This window comes from Promicromonospora sp. MS192 (assembly GCF_049532985.1).
In the GTDB taxonomy this organism is placed as follows: Bacteria; Actinomycetota; Actinomycetes; order Actinomycetales; family Cellulomonadaceae; genus Promicromonospora.
Genome location: NZ_CP186693.1, coordinates 2,169,643 through 2,185,445 on the forward strand (window position 1 = coordinate 2,169,643; position 15,803 = coordinate 2,185,445).

Sequence of the window (15,803 nt, forward strand, 5' to 3'; positions counted from 1 at the left end):
GGTCGTCCGGTCACGACCCCGCCCCACCGGTCACGAGCCGGGCCGCAGGTCCAGCCTGCGCAGGAGCTGCGCGTTGAGGGCCACCACGACCGTCGAGAGGGACATCAGGACGGCGCCCGCGGACATCGGCATCACGAACCCGACCGGCGCCAGGACGCCCGCCGCGAGCGGCACCGAGATCAGGTTGTACCCGGCGGCCCACCACAGGTTCTGCTTCATCTTGCGGTAGCTCGCCCGGGACAGCTCGATCACCGACAGCACCGAACGGGGGTCGTCGCTGGCGAGGATGACGCCCGCCGACGCGATGGCCACGTCGGTGCCCGCCCCGATCGCGATGCCGACGTCGGCCTGCGCGAGCGCCGGGGCGTCGTTCACGCCGTCGCCCACCATGGCGACCTTGCGGCCCTCCTGCTGGAGCTCCAGCACCTTCGCGGACTTGTCCTCGGGCCGGACGCCCGCGAACCAGCGGTCGATGCCGAGCTCGGTGGCCACGGAGCGGGCCACGGCCTCGGCGTCGCCGGTGATCATGACCACCTGCACGCCCAGCCCGTGCAGCCGCCGGACGGCGTCCGCCGCCTGGGGCCGCACCTCGTCGGCGAGGCGCAGCGCGCCCACCACCACGCCGTCGCGCAGGACGTGCAGGACGATCGCACCGTCCGCCCGCCACGCGTCGGCGGCGCCGAGCTCGTCCTGGCCGGTCTCCTGCAGGAGGCGCGGCCCGCCGACCCGGACCTCGTGGCCGTCGACCGTCGCCGTCACGCCGACGGCGGGCGACGACGTGAATCCGGAGGCCTGCGACACGACCGCGCCGCGCTCCTGCGCCGCACGGACGATCGCCCGGGCCAGGGGGTGCTCGCTGTCCTGCTCGGCCGCCGCCGCGAGCGCCACCAGCGCGTCGCCGTCGAGACCCACGCCCGTCGCGGTGCTGACCTCCGTGACGACGGGCTTGCCCTCGGTGAGGGTGCCGGTCTTGTCGAACAGCACGGTGTCGACGGTGCGCATGCTCTCCAGCGCCAGCCGGTCCTTGATCAGGACGCCGCCGCGGGCGGCGCGCTCGGTCGCGATCGAGACGACGAGCGGGATGGCGAGGCCGAGCGCGTGGGGGCAGGCGATGACCAGGACGGTGACCGTGCGGATCACGGCGTCGTCGGGCATCCCGGCGGCCGACCAGACCACCGCCGTGATCGCCGCGGCCGCCAGGGCGAACCAGAACAGCCAGCCGGCGGCGGTGTCGGCCAGGCGCTGGGCGCGCGAGGACGAGTTCTGCGCCTCGGTCACCAGACGCTGGATCCCGGCCAGGGCGGTGTCGTCGCCGGTGGCCGTGACCTCCACGCGCAGACCGGAGTCGGTGGCGACCGTCCCGGCGACCACCGGCTCGCCCGCCCCCCGGGACACGGTGCGCGACTCGCCGGTGACCATGGACTCGTCCATCTCCGCCCGGCCGTCGGTGATGCGGCCGTCCGCCGGGACGCTGCCACCGGGCCGCACGACCACGACGTCGCCGACCACCAGGTCGGCAGGCGCGACCGTCACCACCTGGTCACCCTCGACGCGCTCGGCCTCGTCGGGCAGCAGGGCGGCGAGCGAGTCGAGCGCCGACGTCGTCTGCGCGAGCGAACGCATCTCGATCCAGTGCCCGAGCAGCATGATGACGATCAGGAGCGCCAGCTCCCACCAGAAGTCGAGCTGGTGGTCCAGCACCCCGAGGCTCGCCCCGAGGGAGGCGACGAACGCGACGGTGATGGCCAGCCCGATGAGCAGCATCATCCCGGGCCTGCGGGAGCGCAGCTCGCTCACGGCGCCGGTCAGGAACGGCCGCCCGCCCCAGACGTACATGACGGTACCGAGCACCGGCGAGACCCAGGAGACCCAGGCGGCGTCAGGGAGCTCGTAGCCGAGGACCATGGCGAACATGCCGGACAGACCGACCACCGGCACCGCCAGGACGAGCATGATCCAGAACAGTCGCCGGAACTGGGCGACGTGGTCGCCGTGACCTCCGTGACCTCCGTGGCCGGTGTGACCTCCGTGGCCGGCGTGCTCTACGTGGCCGGTGTGATCGGCGTGGCCGGCGTGATCGGCGTGGCCGGCGCCGGCGTGCTCCGTGTGGCCGGTGTGGCCGGTGTGGCCTGCGTGCTCGCCGTGGACCGCGTGCTCCGCGTGGCTCGCGGGTGGCACGTGCTCATGGTGGCGCTCGGCGGTCTCGCCGTGCGCGTGGTCGTGCGCCATGGTCATCCCTTTCTGCCACACCTCGGCGAGGCATGACAGAACCAGATATACCCCTGTGGGGTATCCAGGTCAAGTGTTTCCTTCCGACCGGGGCGCCACTCCCACCACCACTCCCACGCAGGTGTGTTGCTGTGAGTAGACGATGTCTCTCCACAGCAACACACCTGCGGGACGATGTCCTGCCCGGAGCGTCCCGGCGCCGCTCAGTGACCCAGCTCCGGCTCCCCCTCCGTCGACATGCCCGAGTGCAGAGGAAGGAACGCGTGCAGGTGCCCGCGGTCCGCCGCGATGTACTGCATGTCGAGCTGGACCGCGGCCTGGGCCCACGCGTCGACGGCCCGCGAGCGCAGCGCGCCCGCGACGTCGTACAGGCGGCCGGTGCCGCCGGCGTCCGCGGCCCCGGCCACCTCGAGGACGTCGAGCGTGTCCCCCAGCAGGCCGGTCGAGAGCAGCAGGCCGTTGCGCACGATGTTGTGCTCGGAGGAGCCGGGCGGGAGCTCCTCGACGTCCTCCTGGACGTCGTCGACGACGGCCCGCCACTCGCGCAGGTCGGCCGCGTCCGGGGATACCCCGTCCGCCGCGCCACGTACCCCGTCCGCCGCGCCGGGCGCCCCGTCCGGCGCGCCGGGCGCCCCGTCCGCCGCGCCGGGTACGCCGGACGATGCCCCCTCGTCGAGCGGGAGCGCCTCGTACAGGCCGTCCATGACCGGCAGCAGGCGCTCCTGCGCCGAGACCGCCAGCTCCCCGGCCGCGGCGAGGTTCTCCGTGTTCCGTCTCTCCTCGGCCGCCTCCAGCTCCGCCACCCGGGCGGGATCGACCTCGATCCCGCCCGGCGGGCGGGGTGCGGCCTCCCACGGCCGCACCACCAGCGCCACCCCCAGCGCCACCACCACGACGGCGAGCAGCAGCGCCCCCACCGCCACGCCGCCCCACCTCGGCCACCGGCGCCGCGCAGGCACCGGTGGCCGGGGTCCGGGGCGGCCGGCACCGCCCCGGCTCGACGGACGCACCCCGGTACGCGGCCTGCTCCTCGTCCTCGGCACGTCCTTGCTCCTCTCGTCAGATGATCTCGGTCAGGTGATCTCGGTCAGGTCACCTCGCTATCGGCACCGCACCGCGTCGTAACCCGCCTCGACCACCACCTCGTGGGGGCCGTTGACCGCCGTCACCGTCGCGGTCCCGGCGTCCGCCTGCCGTGAGCCGGCCTTGAACAGGCGGGACACCGTCTCGCCCGGCAGCACGTCCCCGAAGGTCGCGTTCTGGTACACGGTGCCGAGCTCGATCCGGGCGGGATCGGACCCCACGTTCGTCGCGGTCACGAGCACGCGGGCGAGCGGACCGGTGCACCGGCTCGTCGCCGAGGCCTCGATCGCCGGCGGGTCTGGCTCGTCGACGAACGTGAGGTCCTGGAACTCCACGGCGCTGCGGGCCGTCGTGCTGTGCGCGGTGACGAACAGGCCGACGTCCTGCACGTCGGCGGCACCCGGCAGGGCCTCCGGCGCACCGATCTGGGTGAACGTCTCGCCGTCGGCACTCCAGTAGGCCGAGTACAGGTCACCGTCGCGCACGAGCCGCACCCAGGCCGGGTACGCCGTCGGGCCGCCGTTCGACGAGGCGACGAGCTGTCCCGCGGCGTTGCCCCGCAACCACTCGTACCCACCGCTCGGCCGGATGCCGAGCGCCGCGTAGCCCGGCGACGAACCCGGCTGGGTCACGTCGTTGCGGACGATGATCCCCGCCTTGGCGGACCCGGCCGAGTTGCCCTGGCTGACGATCTTCACCGTGGCCGACCAGTGCCGGTCCGACCCCTCGCGGAAGATCGTCGAGTACTCGTCCGTGCCCTGCCACATGTTGGCCCCGCCCGACTCGATGACGTACCGCCCGGCCGACAGCTGCTCGAACTCGCCGCCCGCGTTGCTGAACGTCCGCATGCCGTCGAACAGGTTGCCGACCCGCGCGAGGACCACCCGGGACGTGGTCGTGAGCCCGCGGTCGTTGGTCGCGACCGCCGTCAGCTCGTAGTTGCCGTCGGCCGTGACGTCCCAGGACGCCGCGTACGGTGCCGTCTGGTCCACGCCCACCGAGGTGCCGTCGACGAAGAACTCCACCTGGCTGACGGAGTTCTCCGCGTCGGTCGCGTCCGCCGTGATCTCGACCTGGCCGTGCTCCAGGTCCGACCCGCCCTCCGGTGCCGTGATCGTCACCTCCGGCCGGGTGGTGTCGGCGGCGCCCTTGCCCACCGCCTCCACGAAGTTCAGGCGCCGCTCACCCGCCCCCGGGAAGACCACGTAGAGCGTGAAGCTCTCCCCCGGGTCCGCGACGTCGACGCGCACGTCGGCGAAGTCGCTGATCCCGGTGCCCGCGACCTCCGCGGTGCCGAGCAGCTCGCCGTCCGGCCCGTCCCGCCGCAGCTCCACGACGCCCGGCGTCGCGGACGCCACGCGCAGCGTCAGGGCGTCGAGACCGTGCAGGCTGACGGGGTCGTAGGAGGCCCACGCGCCGTCGGCGCCGACCAGCACGGAGCCGCCGCCCTCGACGTCCCGGCTCGGCACCGTCGAGGTGCCCTCCTGCGCCGTGTGGAACTCCGCCTGCCGCTGCCGCGGGAACAGCAGGGTCGTGTCGGAGCCGGTCAGCGCGGGGATGTCGCCGGCCCCGCCGTCGTCCTCGTACCGCGCGTCGAGCACGTAGAACACGTTGGTGTCCGCCCCGTGCCCGCCGCCCAGCGAGGTGGCCACCGAGCCCGTGCGGCCGTGGAGCGGCTCGGACGGGTGCGCGTGCGCGTCGTGACCCAGCGCCGGCTGGATGACCACGCGCTGGTCGTCGATCTGCGACCCGTCCGGCGAGTCCTCCGCGTCGATCACGTCGACGTCCCAGGACACGGTGTCGCCGAACTCGAAGAACGAGCCCGTGGGCGGCAGCCCGAAGTCGACCTCGGGCCGCGTGTTGCCCACGGTGATCGGCACCGTGGCCGTCCCGTCCTTGCCCGCGGGGTCGGTGACGGTCAGGCGCGCGTCGTAGACGCCGTCGGCCGTGTAGGTGTAGGAGGCCGTCGGGTCGGTGGAGTCGGTGGTCCCGTCGCCGTCGAAGTCCCACGCGTAGGTGAGGTTCTCACCCTCGGGGTCGGTGCTGCCCGTCCCGTCGAACGTCACCTCCAGCGGCGCCGTCCCGGAGTCCGGCGACGCCGTCGGTGTCGCCTCGGGCGAGCGCGACCCTGTCACGTAGTCCACCCGGTGCAGGCCCGAGTCGGGGTTGTCCCGGCCGAAGCCGCCGCCCCAGTCGAGCACGTACATGGCGCCGTCGGGCCCGAACTTCGCGTCGATGGGTGCGAGAAAGTCCTCGTCGGGCAGGAACCGGTCGACCTTCTCGACGTCGCTCTGCCCCGGTCCCGCCTCGGGGTCCTTGGTCTGAAGGGTGAACACCTGGTTCCGCGACCACTCGTAGAAGAACGCCTTGCCCTCGTAGGACTGCGGGAACTTGGTGTCCGAGTCGAGGTCGGGGTCGTAGTCGTAGAACGGGCCGCCCATCGGCGCCAGCCCGCCGCCCTGGTTGATCGCACCGGGCACGGAGGACCGCTGGTAGCCGTACCACAGGTCCGCCGGCTGGGCCGGGGGCAGCTCGGTCAGGCCCGTGTTGCGGACGGAGTCGTTGACCGGGGCGTCGCAGTCGAAGAAGTCACCGACGGTCACAGGGCTGGTCCGGTAGTCGACGTCACGGAAGGGCTCGTTGTCGCCCATGCACAGGGGCCAGCCGAAGAAGCCCGGCTCCTTGATCAGGTTCCACTCGGCGATGCCCGCCGGGCCACGCTGCGCCAGGTTGTCGGACCCGTTGTCGGGCGAGTAGTCCGCCACACCGAGGTTGCCCGTGGCCGGGTCGAGGGCGAACCGGAACGGGTTGCGGAAGCCCATCGCGTAGATCTCGGGCAGCGTCCGGTCAGCGGTGTCCTCGGACTCCGGGAACAGGTTGCCCTCCGGGATCGAGTACGTGCCGTCGTCCTCGGGACGGATCCGCAGCACCTTGCCGCGCAGGTCGTTGGTGTTGGCGGACGTCGCCCGCGCGTCGTGGAAGGTGCCGTCCCGCTCCGACAGCGGCGCGTACCCGCCCGACGGTTCGGTGTGCGGGTTCACGTCGTCGCCGACACCCAGGTAGAGGTCGCCGGTCTCGTGGTCGACGATGACGCCACCGCCCGTGTGCCCCGGCTCGTCGGGCAGGCGCCGGGCCGGGACCTCCAGCAGCACCTTCTCGGAGGCCGGGTCGATCACCGTCGCCCCGCCCGCACCGGAGGTCACCGTGAACCGGGACAGCCGGTTGTGGAAGCTCGCCGGGTCGGTGTCGTCCTCGCTCGCGGGCGACCAGTACTGGTACAGGTACCCGTTGGTGGCGAAGTCCTCGTCGAGCGCGATGCCCAGCAGCCCGTCCTCGCCGCCCGAGTACACCGGGAGCGTCACGGCGGTGGACGTCGTCCGCGTCGCGGGGTCGAACACCCGGATCTGCCCGCGCACCAGCTCCGTGAAGAACACCCGGCCGTCGGGCGCCACGTCGATCCCGAACGGCGCGCTCGTGTTGGTGTCCAGCGACACCTTCTCGAACTGGCCCCAGTCGGTGCCGCCGCAGTCCCCCGGGGCGAGGCCCGCGGCCCAGCGGACACCACCGACGATGTGCTGCACGAAGTCGGGCTCCTCCGTGTAGTGCGCGCCGAAGTGCCCCATGCCGGTCATCCAGGCGCGGCCGCCGTCGTACGCCTTGCACCACGAGATCGGGTGGTCGTAGCCCATGGCGTTCTCGCCGGGGTCGTAGGTCGACTCGTCCATCGTGGCCAGCACGTGCGCGTCGCCGCGCACGTTGGTCGAGAAGTTGTACCACTCGTCGGCGCGGTCCCACCGCTGCGGCAGGTGCTCGGTCGACGGGTGGGTACGGTCCTCGACGCGGACCGTGCCGGGCAGGCCGGGGCTCGACCCCGTTGCCGCGTGGCCCGGCATGAGCGAGCCGATCATCTCGTCCCACCAGGCGTAGCTGCCCCGCATGTCGGTGGCGTTGTGGATCGCGACGATGCCGCCGCCCGCCTGCTGGTACCGCTCCATCGCGGCCTTCTGCTCGGCGTTCCACGGGTCGCCCGAGGCCTGGAACATGACCAGCGCGTCGTACTGCGCCAGGTCGGCGTCGTTGAAGACGGCCGGGTCCTCGGTGTGGTCGGACGCGATGCCCGCCTCGGCGAACGCGGCCTCGAGCACCGGGGTGCCCTGCGTGATCGCCTCGGCGTGCCGGTACTGGGTCGTGGCGGTGAAGATCAGGACGCGGCCTTCCTCCACGGCCTCGGTCCCGGGCTGCGCGTGCGGTCCGTGGTCGGCCGTGGCCACCGGGACGGGCGCGAGCGTGAGCGCCAGTACTCCGACGGCGAGGGCCGCCACGGACTTCCCCCAGCGGGGGCGTCGTGCTGCGGTCATCGTGTTGCCTCCTGGGCAGATCGACGTGCGGACCCGCCGGGACACCCCGGCGGAAACGTGGAGCGTTGATCAGCCCGGCGTGCCGGCGCCGAGCGCGCGTGGAAACCTCGGGCGCGTGTCAGACCTGTGCGACGGGCATCAGTCCTCTCAGGTACGCGAGGCCCTCGGTCGCGAGGGCGTCCTGGCTCGCGGCCAGCGGCCGCCAGATCGACGCCGCCGTGGCGATGGTGGCGTTGTCCGCCGTGAACGACTCGATGACGAGCGGCCCCCGGTAGGCGACCCGGTCCAGCGCCGTCAGCAGGCCGGGCCAGTCGATCCCGTCGTGGCCGGGCGCACCCCGGTCGTTGCCGCACACCTGGACGGCCGCGATGCGCGCGCCGGCCCGCTCCACGGCCTCGGGCAGGTCCCGCTCCTCGATGTTCATGTGGTAGACGTCGAGCATCAGGCCGATGCCCTCGGCGGGCAGCGGGCCGACCACGGCGAGCGCCTGGTCCACGGTGTTGATCAGGCTGGTCTCGTACCGGTTGAGGGGTTCCAGCCCGACGACGACGCCGGCCGAGACCGCGTGCTCGACCACGGGCGCGAGCTGCTCGACCAGCTCGGCGCACGCGGCGGCCCGCTCCTGCGGCGTGGTACGCCACGTGCGCCCCACGGACGCGTACGCCGGCCCGCCGATCACGCGCGCACCCACCGTGTGCGCCGCGTCCACCACCGTCCGCAGGTAGTCCTGCGTGGCCCGCACGGTGGCCGCGTCGGCGGCGACGAGCTCGCGTCCCGGACCCATGACGAGCGACACGCTGGCCGCGAGCCCGTGGTCGGCGAGCACCTGTGCCGCGCGGCGCGGGTCCCAGTCGCCGGGCTGCTCGACGGGCAGCTCCAGCACGTCGAACCCCCACGCCGCGACGCGGGGCGCGAGCTCGGCCAGCGAACGGTCTGTGAGCGGTGACGTCCATACCCACGTGTTGACGCCGACCGGCCAGGTCGCCCCGGCCATTCAGCGGTCCGTCCAGACTTCGGGGTACCCGGGCAGGTCCTCGCCGCCGAACTTCGCGTAGTGCAGCGAGGGCATGTCGGCGTTGGCCTCGAGGAACCCGGCCAGGTCCGCCTCGGTGACCGGCTCCTGCGGCAGCACCCACTCGGCGGGGACCTCCTGCCCGGCCCAGATCTTCTGCGCCGCGAGGACCGGCGTGCGCCACTGGAAGTTCGAGTACACGTTGCCGATGGCGGTCATCCCGGTCTCGTCCCACTTGCGCAGGAAGCTCATCTCGTCCTCGCCCACGAAGACCGGGTACGGCTGCCCGGCGTCCTCGAACGCCTCCACCGCGGCGACGGCGCCGTCCCCGGCGTCCATCCAGATGCCGTCGACCTCGCCGCGCTGCAGGTACTGGGTCACGACGTCCTTGATCTTGGCGCCGTCGCCGCCCGTGAACTCCACGCCGACCACCTCGATGTCCGCCTCGGAGAACACCTTGTCGGCGGCGGCCCAGCGGTGCTCCAGCACGTCGACGCCGGGCAGGATGCGCAGCGCCAGGACCGTCGAGCCGGGCTCCAGGTTGTCCACCAGGAACTCCGCGCCGACCGCGCCGTAGGCGTAGCCGCCGATCGGATGGATGAACGTGACCATGCAGTCGGTCTCGACGCCACGGTCGAACACGATCACCGGGGCACCGCTCTCGCACGCGGCCTCGACCGCGGGGGTGAGGGTCGCCGTCGTCGACGGCGAGACGATGATCGCGTCGCAGTCGCCTGCCTCGACGAAAGCCTGGATGTCGGAGATCTGCTTGTTGTCGTCGTCGGCGGCGTCCGAGACCCGGAACTCGCCGATCACGCCCTCCGCCTGCAGCACCTCGACCTGCTGCTGCATGGTGATCCAGCCGGTCACCCGCCACGGGTTGGAGACCGACGCGTTGGAGAAGCACAGCGTCTTCTCGCCGCCCTCGCTGGCCAGGCCGGCGGTGTCCACGTACTCCGGCTCGATGGCCTGGAGCCACGGCTGGTCGGCCGGGCCCTCCGGTTCGATCTCCCGCTGGGCGAGCTCACGGTCGTAGTCGGCCTGGACGAACCACTCGCTGGAGGCGCCCGAGTCGGCAGGGGCCTCCTCGGCGGGACCGGTCTGCGCGGCCGGGCCCTGGTCGGTCGGTACGTCGGTGGTGCAGGCCGTCAGCAGGAGCAGCCCTGCCGCTGCCGTACCCGCCAGCAGTGCTCGGATCGGTCGCATGTCCATCTCCCTTGATGAGTGCGGGTCCATCGATCGGTGTCGAGCTCAGGTGCGCCTCCGGCGCGCGGCGTAGGCCACGGCGGCGATGATGATGACGCCCTGCACGGCCGGACGGACCGTGGAGGGCAGGGCGAGCTGGTTGAACAGGGTGAACAGGGCCTCCAGCGTGAGTGCGCCGACCATCGCCGCCACCACGGTGCCGCGCCCGCCGCCGAGGGCCACGCCGCCCAGCACGACCGCGGTGATCGCCATGAACTCCAGGCCCTGACCCACCTGGGCGGTCACCCCGGCGAACCCCCCGATGAGCACGGCGGCGACGGTCGCGAGCACCGAGGAGAGCACGAACGCCCGGGTCCGCAACCACCACACGGAGGCACCGCTGTAGGCGGCCGCGACCGCGTTGTCGCCCACCGCGACGAGCGACCGGCCGAACGGGCGGCGCATCAGGAGCACCGCGAGCAGACCCACGACGACCGCCACGAGCAGCGCGTACGGCACCTGGAACTGGCCGGGCACGTCCGGGAACCCCTTGCGCCCCAGGACCCGGAACGCGTCGGTCAGCGCGCCGGTGGGCGCGCCACCGGTCCAGAGGCGGACCGCGCCGAACAGCACCAGCATCATGCCGAGCGTGGTGATGAACGACGGCACGCGCAGCAGCGTCGTCACCAGCCCGTTGACGAGCCCCACGACCAGCCCGACGGCGAGCATGAGCCCCAGCACCGGCCAGGTCAGCGCCTCGTCGCCGTCCATCAGCCGGGCGGCGATCACGACCTGCGCGCCGACGAGCGAGCCCACGGACAGGTCGAACTCCCCCGAGACGATCACGAGGTACTGCCCCACGGCGAGCACCACCAGCGGCGCCGCCTTCTTGGCGAACGCCATGAGGGAGACCGGCTCCGCGAACGAGGGGTTGATCGCCACGATCACGACCAGCACCACCGCGAGCAGCGCGAGCACGGTCCAGCTCCCGCCGGACAGCAGGTGGTCGCGCCGTCGCCGCGCGCGCACCGAGGAGGTCTCTGCGGTCAGGGTCATGCGGGCACCCCCCTTCGCCGAGCCGCGCCGCCGGGAGCGAACCGGGCGCGCCGACTCGCCGGGTCGAGCTGGCGACGGGCGTACAGGGCCACGGCCGCGACGATGATCACGCCACGCAGCACGTCTTTGAAGAACGGGTTCACGTCGAGCACGTTGAACGACGTGTCGAGCACGGCGAGGATCGCGACGCCGCCGACCGTGCCGATCACCGAGCCCCGCCCGCCGAACAGGAGCGTGCCGCCCAGCACGACGGCGGCGATCGAGTCGAGGTCCAGGCCGTAGGAGTAGACCAGCGCGTTGCCCGTGCCGAACCGGGCCGCGATGAGCAGGCCCGCCGCACCGGCGCACAGGGAGCACAGCACGTGCGCCAGGACGAGGGTCCGGCCCGTGCGCACCCCCGAGAGCCGCGCGACGTCGAGGCTCCCGCCCACCGCGAACATGTGGTACCCGGCCCGGGTGCGCGTGAGCAGCACGACCGCGGCGGCCGCGACCACCAGCAGGACGACCGTCGAGACCGGGACCGGACCCACCCGGGTGTACCCGAACGTCTGGAACGCGACGGGCACCTCACCCTCCGGCCCCTTGAACCGGGTGTCGAGGAACCCCTTGACGATCAGGCCGGTGCCGAGCGTGGCGATGAACGGGTTGACGCGCAGGGCCGAGACCACCAGGCCGTTGGCGAGCCCGATCCCGGCGGCCACGACCAGCGCCGCCAGCACGCCGGCCCACACGCGGGACGGGTCGCCGGCCATCGTGGTCGCCCCGACGAGCGAGCACAGGGCGACCACGTACCCCACGGACAGGTCCAGCGAGCGGCACAGCACCACGAAGGTCTGCCCGACGGCGACGAACCCGAGCAGGCTGGTCTGCGTGAGCATGTAGCTGATGTTCTGCTGGGCGAACAGGTTGCCGCCGCGGACCGCGACGAGCAGGCCCGCGAGCAGGAGGATGCCGGCCAGCGCCAGGTAGACGATCTCGGTGGACCCGAGACGGCGGCGTGCCCTGGCGGCGGTCATGCCGCCCCCGTCGCGAGCGCCATGACGTCCTCCTCGGAGCTGCCGCCGGGCAGCTCGCCGACGACCCGGCCGTCGCGCAGCACGAGCACGCGGTCCGCCATCGCCACGACCTCGGGCAGCTCGGACGAGATGAGCAGCACGGCCGTGCCGCCGGCCGTCAGCGTGCGCACGAGGTCGTAGACGGCGCGCTTGGCCCCGACGTCGATGCCGCGCGTCGGCTCGTCGAGCACCACGACGCGCGGCTCGGTCACCAGCCACTTCGCGAGGACCACCTTCTGCTGGTTGCCCCCCGAGAGGTACTGCACCTCCGTGTCCGGGGACGCGGCGACCAGGTCGAGGGAGGTCAGCAGCCCGGGGATGCGGCGGGCGCCGCGGTCCGAGGTGCGGGGCAGCACCGCGTCGAGCACCAGCCGGGCGTTCGCGAGGACCGACTGCGCCAGGGCAAGGCCTTCGCCCTTGCGGTCCTCGGTGACCAGCGCGAGGCGGTGGCGGACGCCGTGCCGCGGGGAGCGCACGCGCACCGTCCGCCCGTCCACGGTCATCCGGCCACGGGTGAACGGGGCGATCCCGAACACGCCGTGGGCGATCTCGGTGCGGCCGGAGCCCTGCAGGCCGGCCAGCGCGACGATCTCGCCGGCCCGCACCTCCAGGTCCACGCCGTCGACCATCGCGTTGCCCGCCCCCTCCAGCGCGAGCCGCACCTCCCCGGGGGTGAGGTCGGCCGGCCTGTCCGGGAAGAACCCGGCGAAGTCGCGGCCCACCATGGTGCGGACCAGCCGGTCCGGCCCCACCTCGGCGGCCGGCGCGGTCAGCACGTGCTCGCCGTCCTTGAGGACCGTGATGGTGTCGGCCAGGTCGTAGATCTCCTGGAGCCGGTGCGAGACGTACAGGATGGCGACGCCGCGGTCCCGCAGCCGCCGCACCAGGTCGTACAGGAGCGCCACCTCGTGATCGGCGAGCGCCGCCGTCGGCTCGTCCATCGAGATGATGCGCGCGTCGTACGACACCGCCTTGACGATCTCGACCACCTGCTGCTGGGCCACGGACAGGGACCCGACCCGGGTTCCCGGCGTGATGCCCGTCAGCCCCAGGTCCTGGAGCAGCCGCGCGGTGTCGGCGTGCAGCCTGCGCCGGTCGACCAGGCCACGCCGGAGCGGCTCACGGCCCAGGTACACGTTCTCGGCGACGGTCCGGTCGGGCAGGAGGTTGAACTCCTGGAAGACGGTCGCCACACCCGCCCGCTGGGCGTCGAGCGGGGTGGCGAACGTGACGGTCGCGCCGTCCAGCTCGATCGTGCCGGCGTCCGGCTGGTGCACACCGGCCACGATCTTCATGAGCGTCGACTTGCCGGCGCCGTTCTCGCCCACCAGGGCGTGCACCCGCGCCGGGTAGAGCTTCAGGTCGATCTCCCGCAGCACCGAGGTGCCGAAGAAGTCCTTGCCGACGCCGGTCAGGCGCAGGACGGGGTCGGTGGATGAAGCGTGCGCGTCGTCATCGGCTCGCATATCCACCAATGTAGGGACCTTTTACCAGATGTCAAGCAAAAGTTGCATGTCCCTTGTGCGGCTTATGGGGTACGCGCCACGGATGACCGGCCGAACGACCGCAGCCGCAGGCTGTTGCCGACGACGAAGACGCTGGAGAACGCCATCGCCGCACCGGCGAGCATGGGGTTGAGCAGGCCGAGGGCAGCCAGCGGGATGGCGGCGACGTTGTACCCGAACGCCCAGAACAGGTTGGCCTTGATGGTGCCGAGCGTGCTCCGGGAGAGCCGGATCGCGTCCGCGGCCGCGCCGAGGTCGCCGCGCACGAGCGTGATGTCCGCGGCCTCGATGGCGGCGTCGGTGCCCGTGCCCATGGCGAGCCCCAGGTCGGCCTGGGCCAGCGCGGGCGCGTCGTTCACCCCGTCACCCACCATGGCCACGACCTTGCCCTCCGCCTGCAGCCGCGCGACGACGTCGGCCTTGTCCTGGGGCAGCACCTCCGCGACGACGTCGGTGATGCCGACCGCCGCGGCCACCTGCTCGGCGACGGCCCGGTTGTCCCCCGTGAGCAGCACCGGCGTGAGCCCGAGGGCTCGCAGCCGGGCGACGGCGTCCGCGCTGGTCGGCTTGATCCGGTCCGCCACCACGAGCAGGCCGCGCGCCTGCCCGTCCCAGCCGACCGCGACGACGGTCCGGCCCTCGGCCTCGGCCCGGGACTTGGCCTCGGCCAGCTCCGGCGACAGGTACTGCGACCAGTCGGCGAGCAGGCTCTGGCGCCCGACGACGACCGCGTGCCCGTCCACGACGCCCTGCACCCCCTCGCCCCGGACGCTCTCGAACGACTCCGGGACCGGCAGGACGCCGACCTCCTGGGTGGCCCCCTTCGCCACGGCCTGCGCGACCGGGTGCTCGGAGGCGTCCTCCAGGGCGCCGGCCAGGCGCAGCAGCTCCCCGCGGGAGGTGCCGGCCTCGACCACGACGTCCAGCAGCGCCATCTTGCCCGTGGTCACCGTGCCGGTCTTGTCCAGCACCACCGTGTCGACCTTGCGCGTGGACTCCAGGATCTCGGGGCCCTTGATCAGGATGCCGAGCTGCGCGCCGCGCCCGGTGCCCACCAGGAGAGCGGTGGGCGTGGCCAGCCCGAGCGCGCACGGGCACGCGATGATCAGCACGGCGACGGCGGCCGTCAGCGCGGCGGTCGCCGGGAACCCGGCGCCCAGCCAGAAGGCGAGCGTGGCGACGGCGATCGCGATGACCACCGGCACGAAGATCCCCGAGACCCGGTCGGCGAGGCGCTGCACCTCGGCCTTGCCGGACTGGGCGTCCTCCACGAGCTGCGCGATGCGCGCGAGCTGCGTGCCCGCGCCCACCTGGGTGGCCCGGACCACGAGCCGGCCGCCCGCGTTCACGGTGGCACCGGCCACCGTGTCGCCGACACCCACCTCGACCGGGACGGACTCGCCCGTGAGCATCGATGCGTCCACCGCGGAGGACCCGGCCACCACCTCGCCGTCGGTGGCGATCTTCTCCCCCGGCCGGACGACGAACTCGTCGCCCACGGCCAGGTCACCGATCGGCACGCGGGTCTCGCTGCCGCCCCGCAGCACCGCCACGTCCTTCGCGCCCAGCTCCAGCAGCGCCCGCAGCGCGGCTCCCGCCCGGCGCTTGGACCGCTTCTCGAACCAGCGCCCCGCCAGCACGAACACCGTCACGCCGGCCGCGACCTCGAGGTAGATGTAGGCCGCGCCGTCGAACGGCGCCACCGACAGCTCGAACCCGTGCGTCATCCCGGGCTCGCCCGCCGTACCGACGAACAGCGCGTACAGGGACCAGCCGAACGCCGCCAGGACGCCCACCGAGACCAGGGTGTCCATGGTCGCCGCCCCGTGCCGCAGGTTGGTCCACGCGGCCCGGTGGAACGGCCACGCGCCCCACAGCACGACCGGCGCGGCCAGCGTCAGGGACGCCCACTGCCAGTACGTGAACTGCCACGCCGGGACCATCGCCAGCGCGATCACCGGGACGGCCAGGACGACCGAGACCACCAGGCGGTCCCGGAGCGTGAGCAGCTCGGTGTCCCGGGCACCGTCGGCGTCCCCGGCCGCCAGGGCCGGGTCCTCCTCGGGCGCCGGCAGCGCGGCCGTGTACCCGGTCTTCTCCACCTCCGCGACCACGGCCGCCAGGTCGTACCCGGCGGGCGTGGTGACCTTGGCCTTCTCGGTCGCGTAGTTGACCGTGGCGGTCACGCCGTCGAGCCGGTTGAGCTTCTTCTCGATCCGCATGGCGCACGACGCGCACGTCATGCCGCCGATCTCCAGGTCCACCGTGGTGACCGGCTCGTCCGTCCGGGACGGGGCGTCGGACATCGTGCCCTCTCCTT

General features: G+C 73.0%; 10 protein-coding genes. 1 reads left to right on the forward strand and 9 read right to left on the reverse strand.

Annotated elements, in window-relative coordinates:
* Positions 1 to 30 precede the first annotated feature (30 nt).
* Positions 31 to 1,953 (reverse strand): heavy metal translocating P-type ATPase, encoded by a 1,923-nt coding sequence (locus ACO229_RS09775; protein WP_423464739.1) that lies wholly within the window; start codon positions 1,951 to 1,953, stop codon positions 31 to 33.
* Positions 1,954 to 1,992: 39 nt separating this feature from the next.
* Here ACO229_RS09775 and ACO229_RS09780 point away from each other — a divergent pair, with 39 nt between their 5' ends.
* The gene (locus ACO229_RS09780; RefSeq protein ID WP_423464740.1) at positions 1,993 to 2,265 is read left to right on the forward strand and encodes a hypothetical protein; all 273 of its coding nucleotides are present in this window, start codon (positions 1,993 to 1,995) and stop codon (positions 2,263 to 2,265) included.
* 167 nt (positions 2,266 to 2,432) lie between these two features.
* On the opposite strand, the gene ACO229_RS09785 is transcribed toward ACO229_RS09780, so the two are convergent.
* The 8 genes from ACO229_RS09785 to ACO229_RS09820 form a co-directional block, all read right to left on the reverse strand.
* Positions 2,433 to 3,152: a hypothetical protein gene (locus ACO229_RS09785; protein WP_423464741.1), complete on the reverse strand. Its 720-nt coding sequence runs from the start codon at positions 3,150 to 3,152 to the stop codon at positions 2,433 to 2,435.
* 177 nt (positions 3,153 to 3,329) lie between these two features.
* A complete protein-coding gene (locus ACO229_RS09790) occupies positions 3,330 to 7,670 on the reverse strand; it encodes a ThuA domain-containing protein (protein ID WP_423464742.1) in 4,341 nt (1,446 codons plus the stop codon).
* Between the two features lie 118 nt (positions 7,671 to 7,788).
* Positions 7,789 to 8,664, reverse strand: a complete 876-nt coding sequence (locus ACO229_RS09795; protein ID WP_423464743.1) for a sugar phosphate isomerase/epimerase family protein — start codon at positions 8,662 to 8,664, stop codon at positions 7,789 to 7,791.
* Positions 8,665 to 9,894, reverse strand: a complete 1,230-nt coding sequence (locus tag ACO229_RS09800) for a substrate-binding domain-containing protein (protein WP_423464744.1) — start codon at positions 9,892 to 9,894, stop codon at positions 8,665 to 8,667.
* Positions 9,895 to 9,933: 39 nt separating this feature from the next.
* Positions 9,934 to 10,923 (reverse strand): ABC transporter permease, encoded by a 990-nt coding sequence (locus ACO229_RS09805; RefSeq protein WP_423464745.1) that lies wholly within the window; start codon positions 10,921 to 10,923, stop codon positions 9,934 to 9,936.
* On the reverse strand, positions 10,920 to 11,939 hold the full coding sequence (locus tag ACO229_RS09810) for an ABC transporter permease (RefSeq protein ID WP_423464746.1): 1,020 nt from the start codon (positions 11,937 to 11,939) through the stop codon (positions 10,920 to 10,922). The genes ACO229_RS09805 and ACO229_RS09810 overlap by 4 nt, the downstream gene beginning before the upstream one ends.
* Entirely contained in the window at positions 11,936 to 13,444 is a 1,509-nt protein-coding gene (locus ACO229_RS09815; protein ID WP_423464747.1) for a sugar ABC transporter ATP-binding protein, read from the reverse strand. Before ACO229_RS09815 ends, ACO229_RS09810 begins: the two co-directional genes overlap by 4 nt.
* Before the next feature lie 62 nt (positions 13,445 to 13,506).
* Positions 13,507 to 15,789 carry a heavy metal translocating P-type ATPase gene (locus ACO229_RS09820; RefSeq protein ID WP_423464748.1) on the reverse strand — a complete coding sequence of 761 codons (2,283 nt, stop codon included), beginning with the start codon at positions 15,787 to 15,789 and terminating at the stop codon, positions 13,507 to 13,509.
* Positions 15,790 to 15,803 lie beyond the last annotated feature (14 nt).

Bases quoted from the DNA above. Each gene is read 5' to 3' on its own strand.
- ACO229_RS09775 (WP_423464739.1), bottom strand. From the start codon at position 1,953: ATGCTCGTCCTGGCGGTGCCGGTGGTCGGTCTGTCCGGCATGTTCGCC.
- ACO229_RS09810 (WP_423464746.1), bottom strand. From the start codon at position 11,939: ATGACCGCCGCCAGGGCACGCCGCCGTCTCGGGTCCACCGAGATCGTC.
- ACO229_RS09790 (WP_423464742.1), bottom strand. From the start codon at position 7,670: ATGACCGCAGCACGACGCCCCCGCTGGGGGAAGTCCGTGGCGGCCCTC.
- ACO229_RS09820 (WP_423464748.1), bottom strand. From the start codon at position 15,789: ATGTCCGACGCCCCGTCCCGGACGGACGAGCCGGTCACCACGGTGGAC.
- ACO229_RS09800 (WP_423464744.1), bottom strand. From the start codon at position 9,894: ATGGACATGCGACCGATCCGAGCACTGCTGGCGGGTACGGCAGCGGCA.
- ACO229_RS09795 (WP_423464743.1), bottom strand. From the start codon at position 8,664: ATGGCCGGGGCGACCTGGCCGGTCGGCGTCAACACGTGGGTATGGACG.
- ACO229_RS09805 (WP_423464745.1), bottom strand. From the start codon at position 10,923: ATGACCCTGACCGCAGAGACCTCCTCGGTGCGCGCGCGGCGACGGCGC.
- ACO229_RS09815 (WP_423464747.1), bottom strand. From the start codon at position 13,444: ATGCGAGCCGATGACGACGCGCACGCTTCATCCACCGACCCCGTCCTG.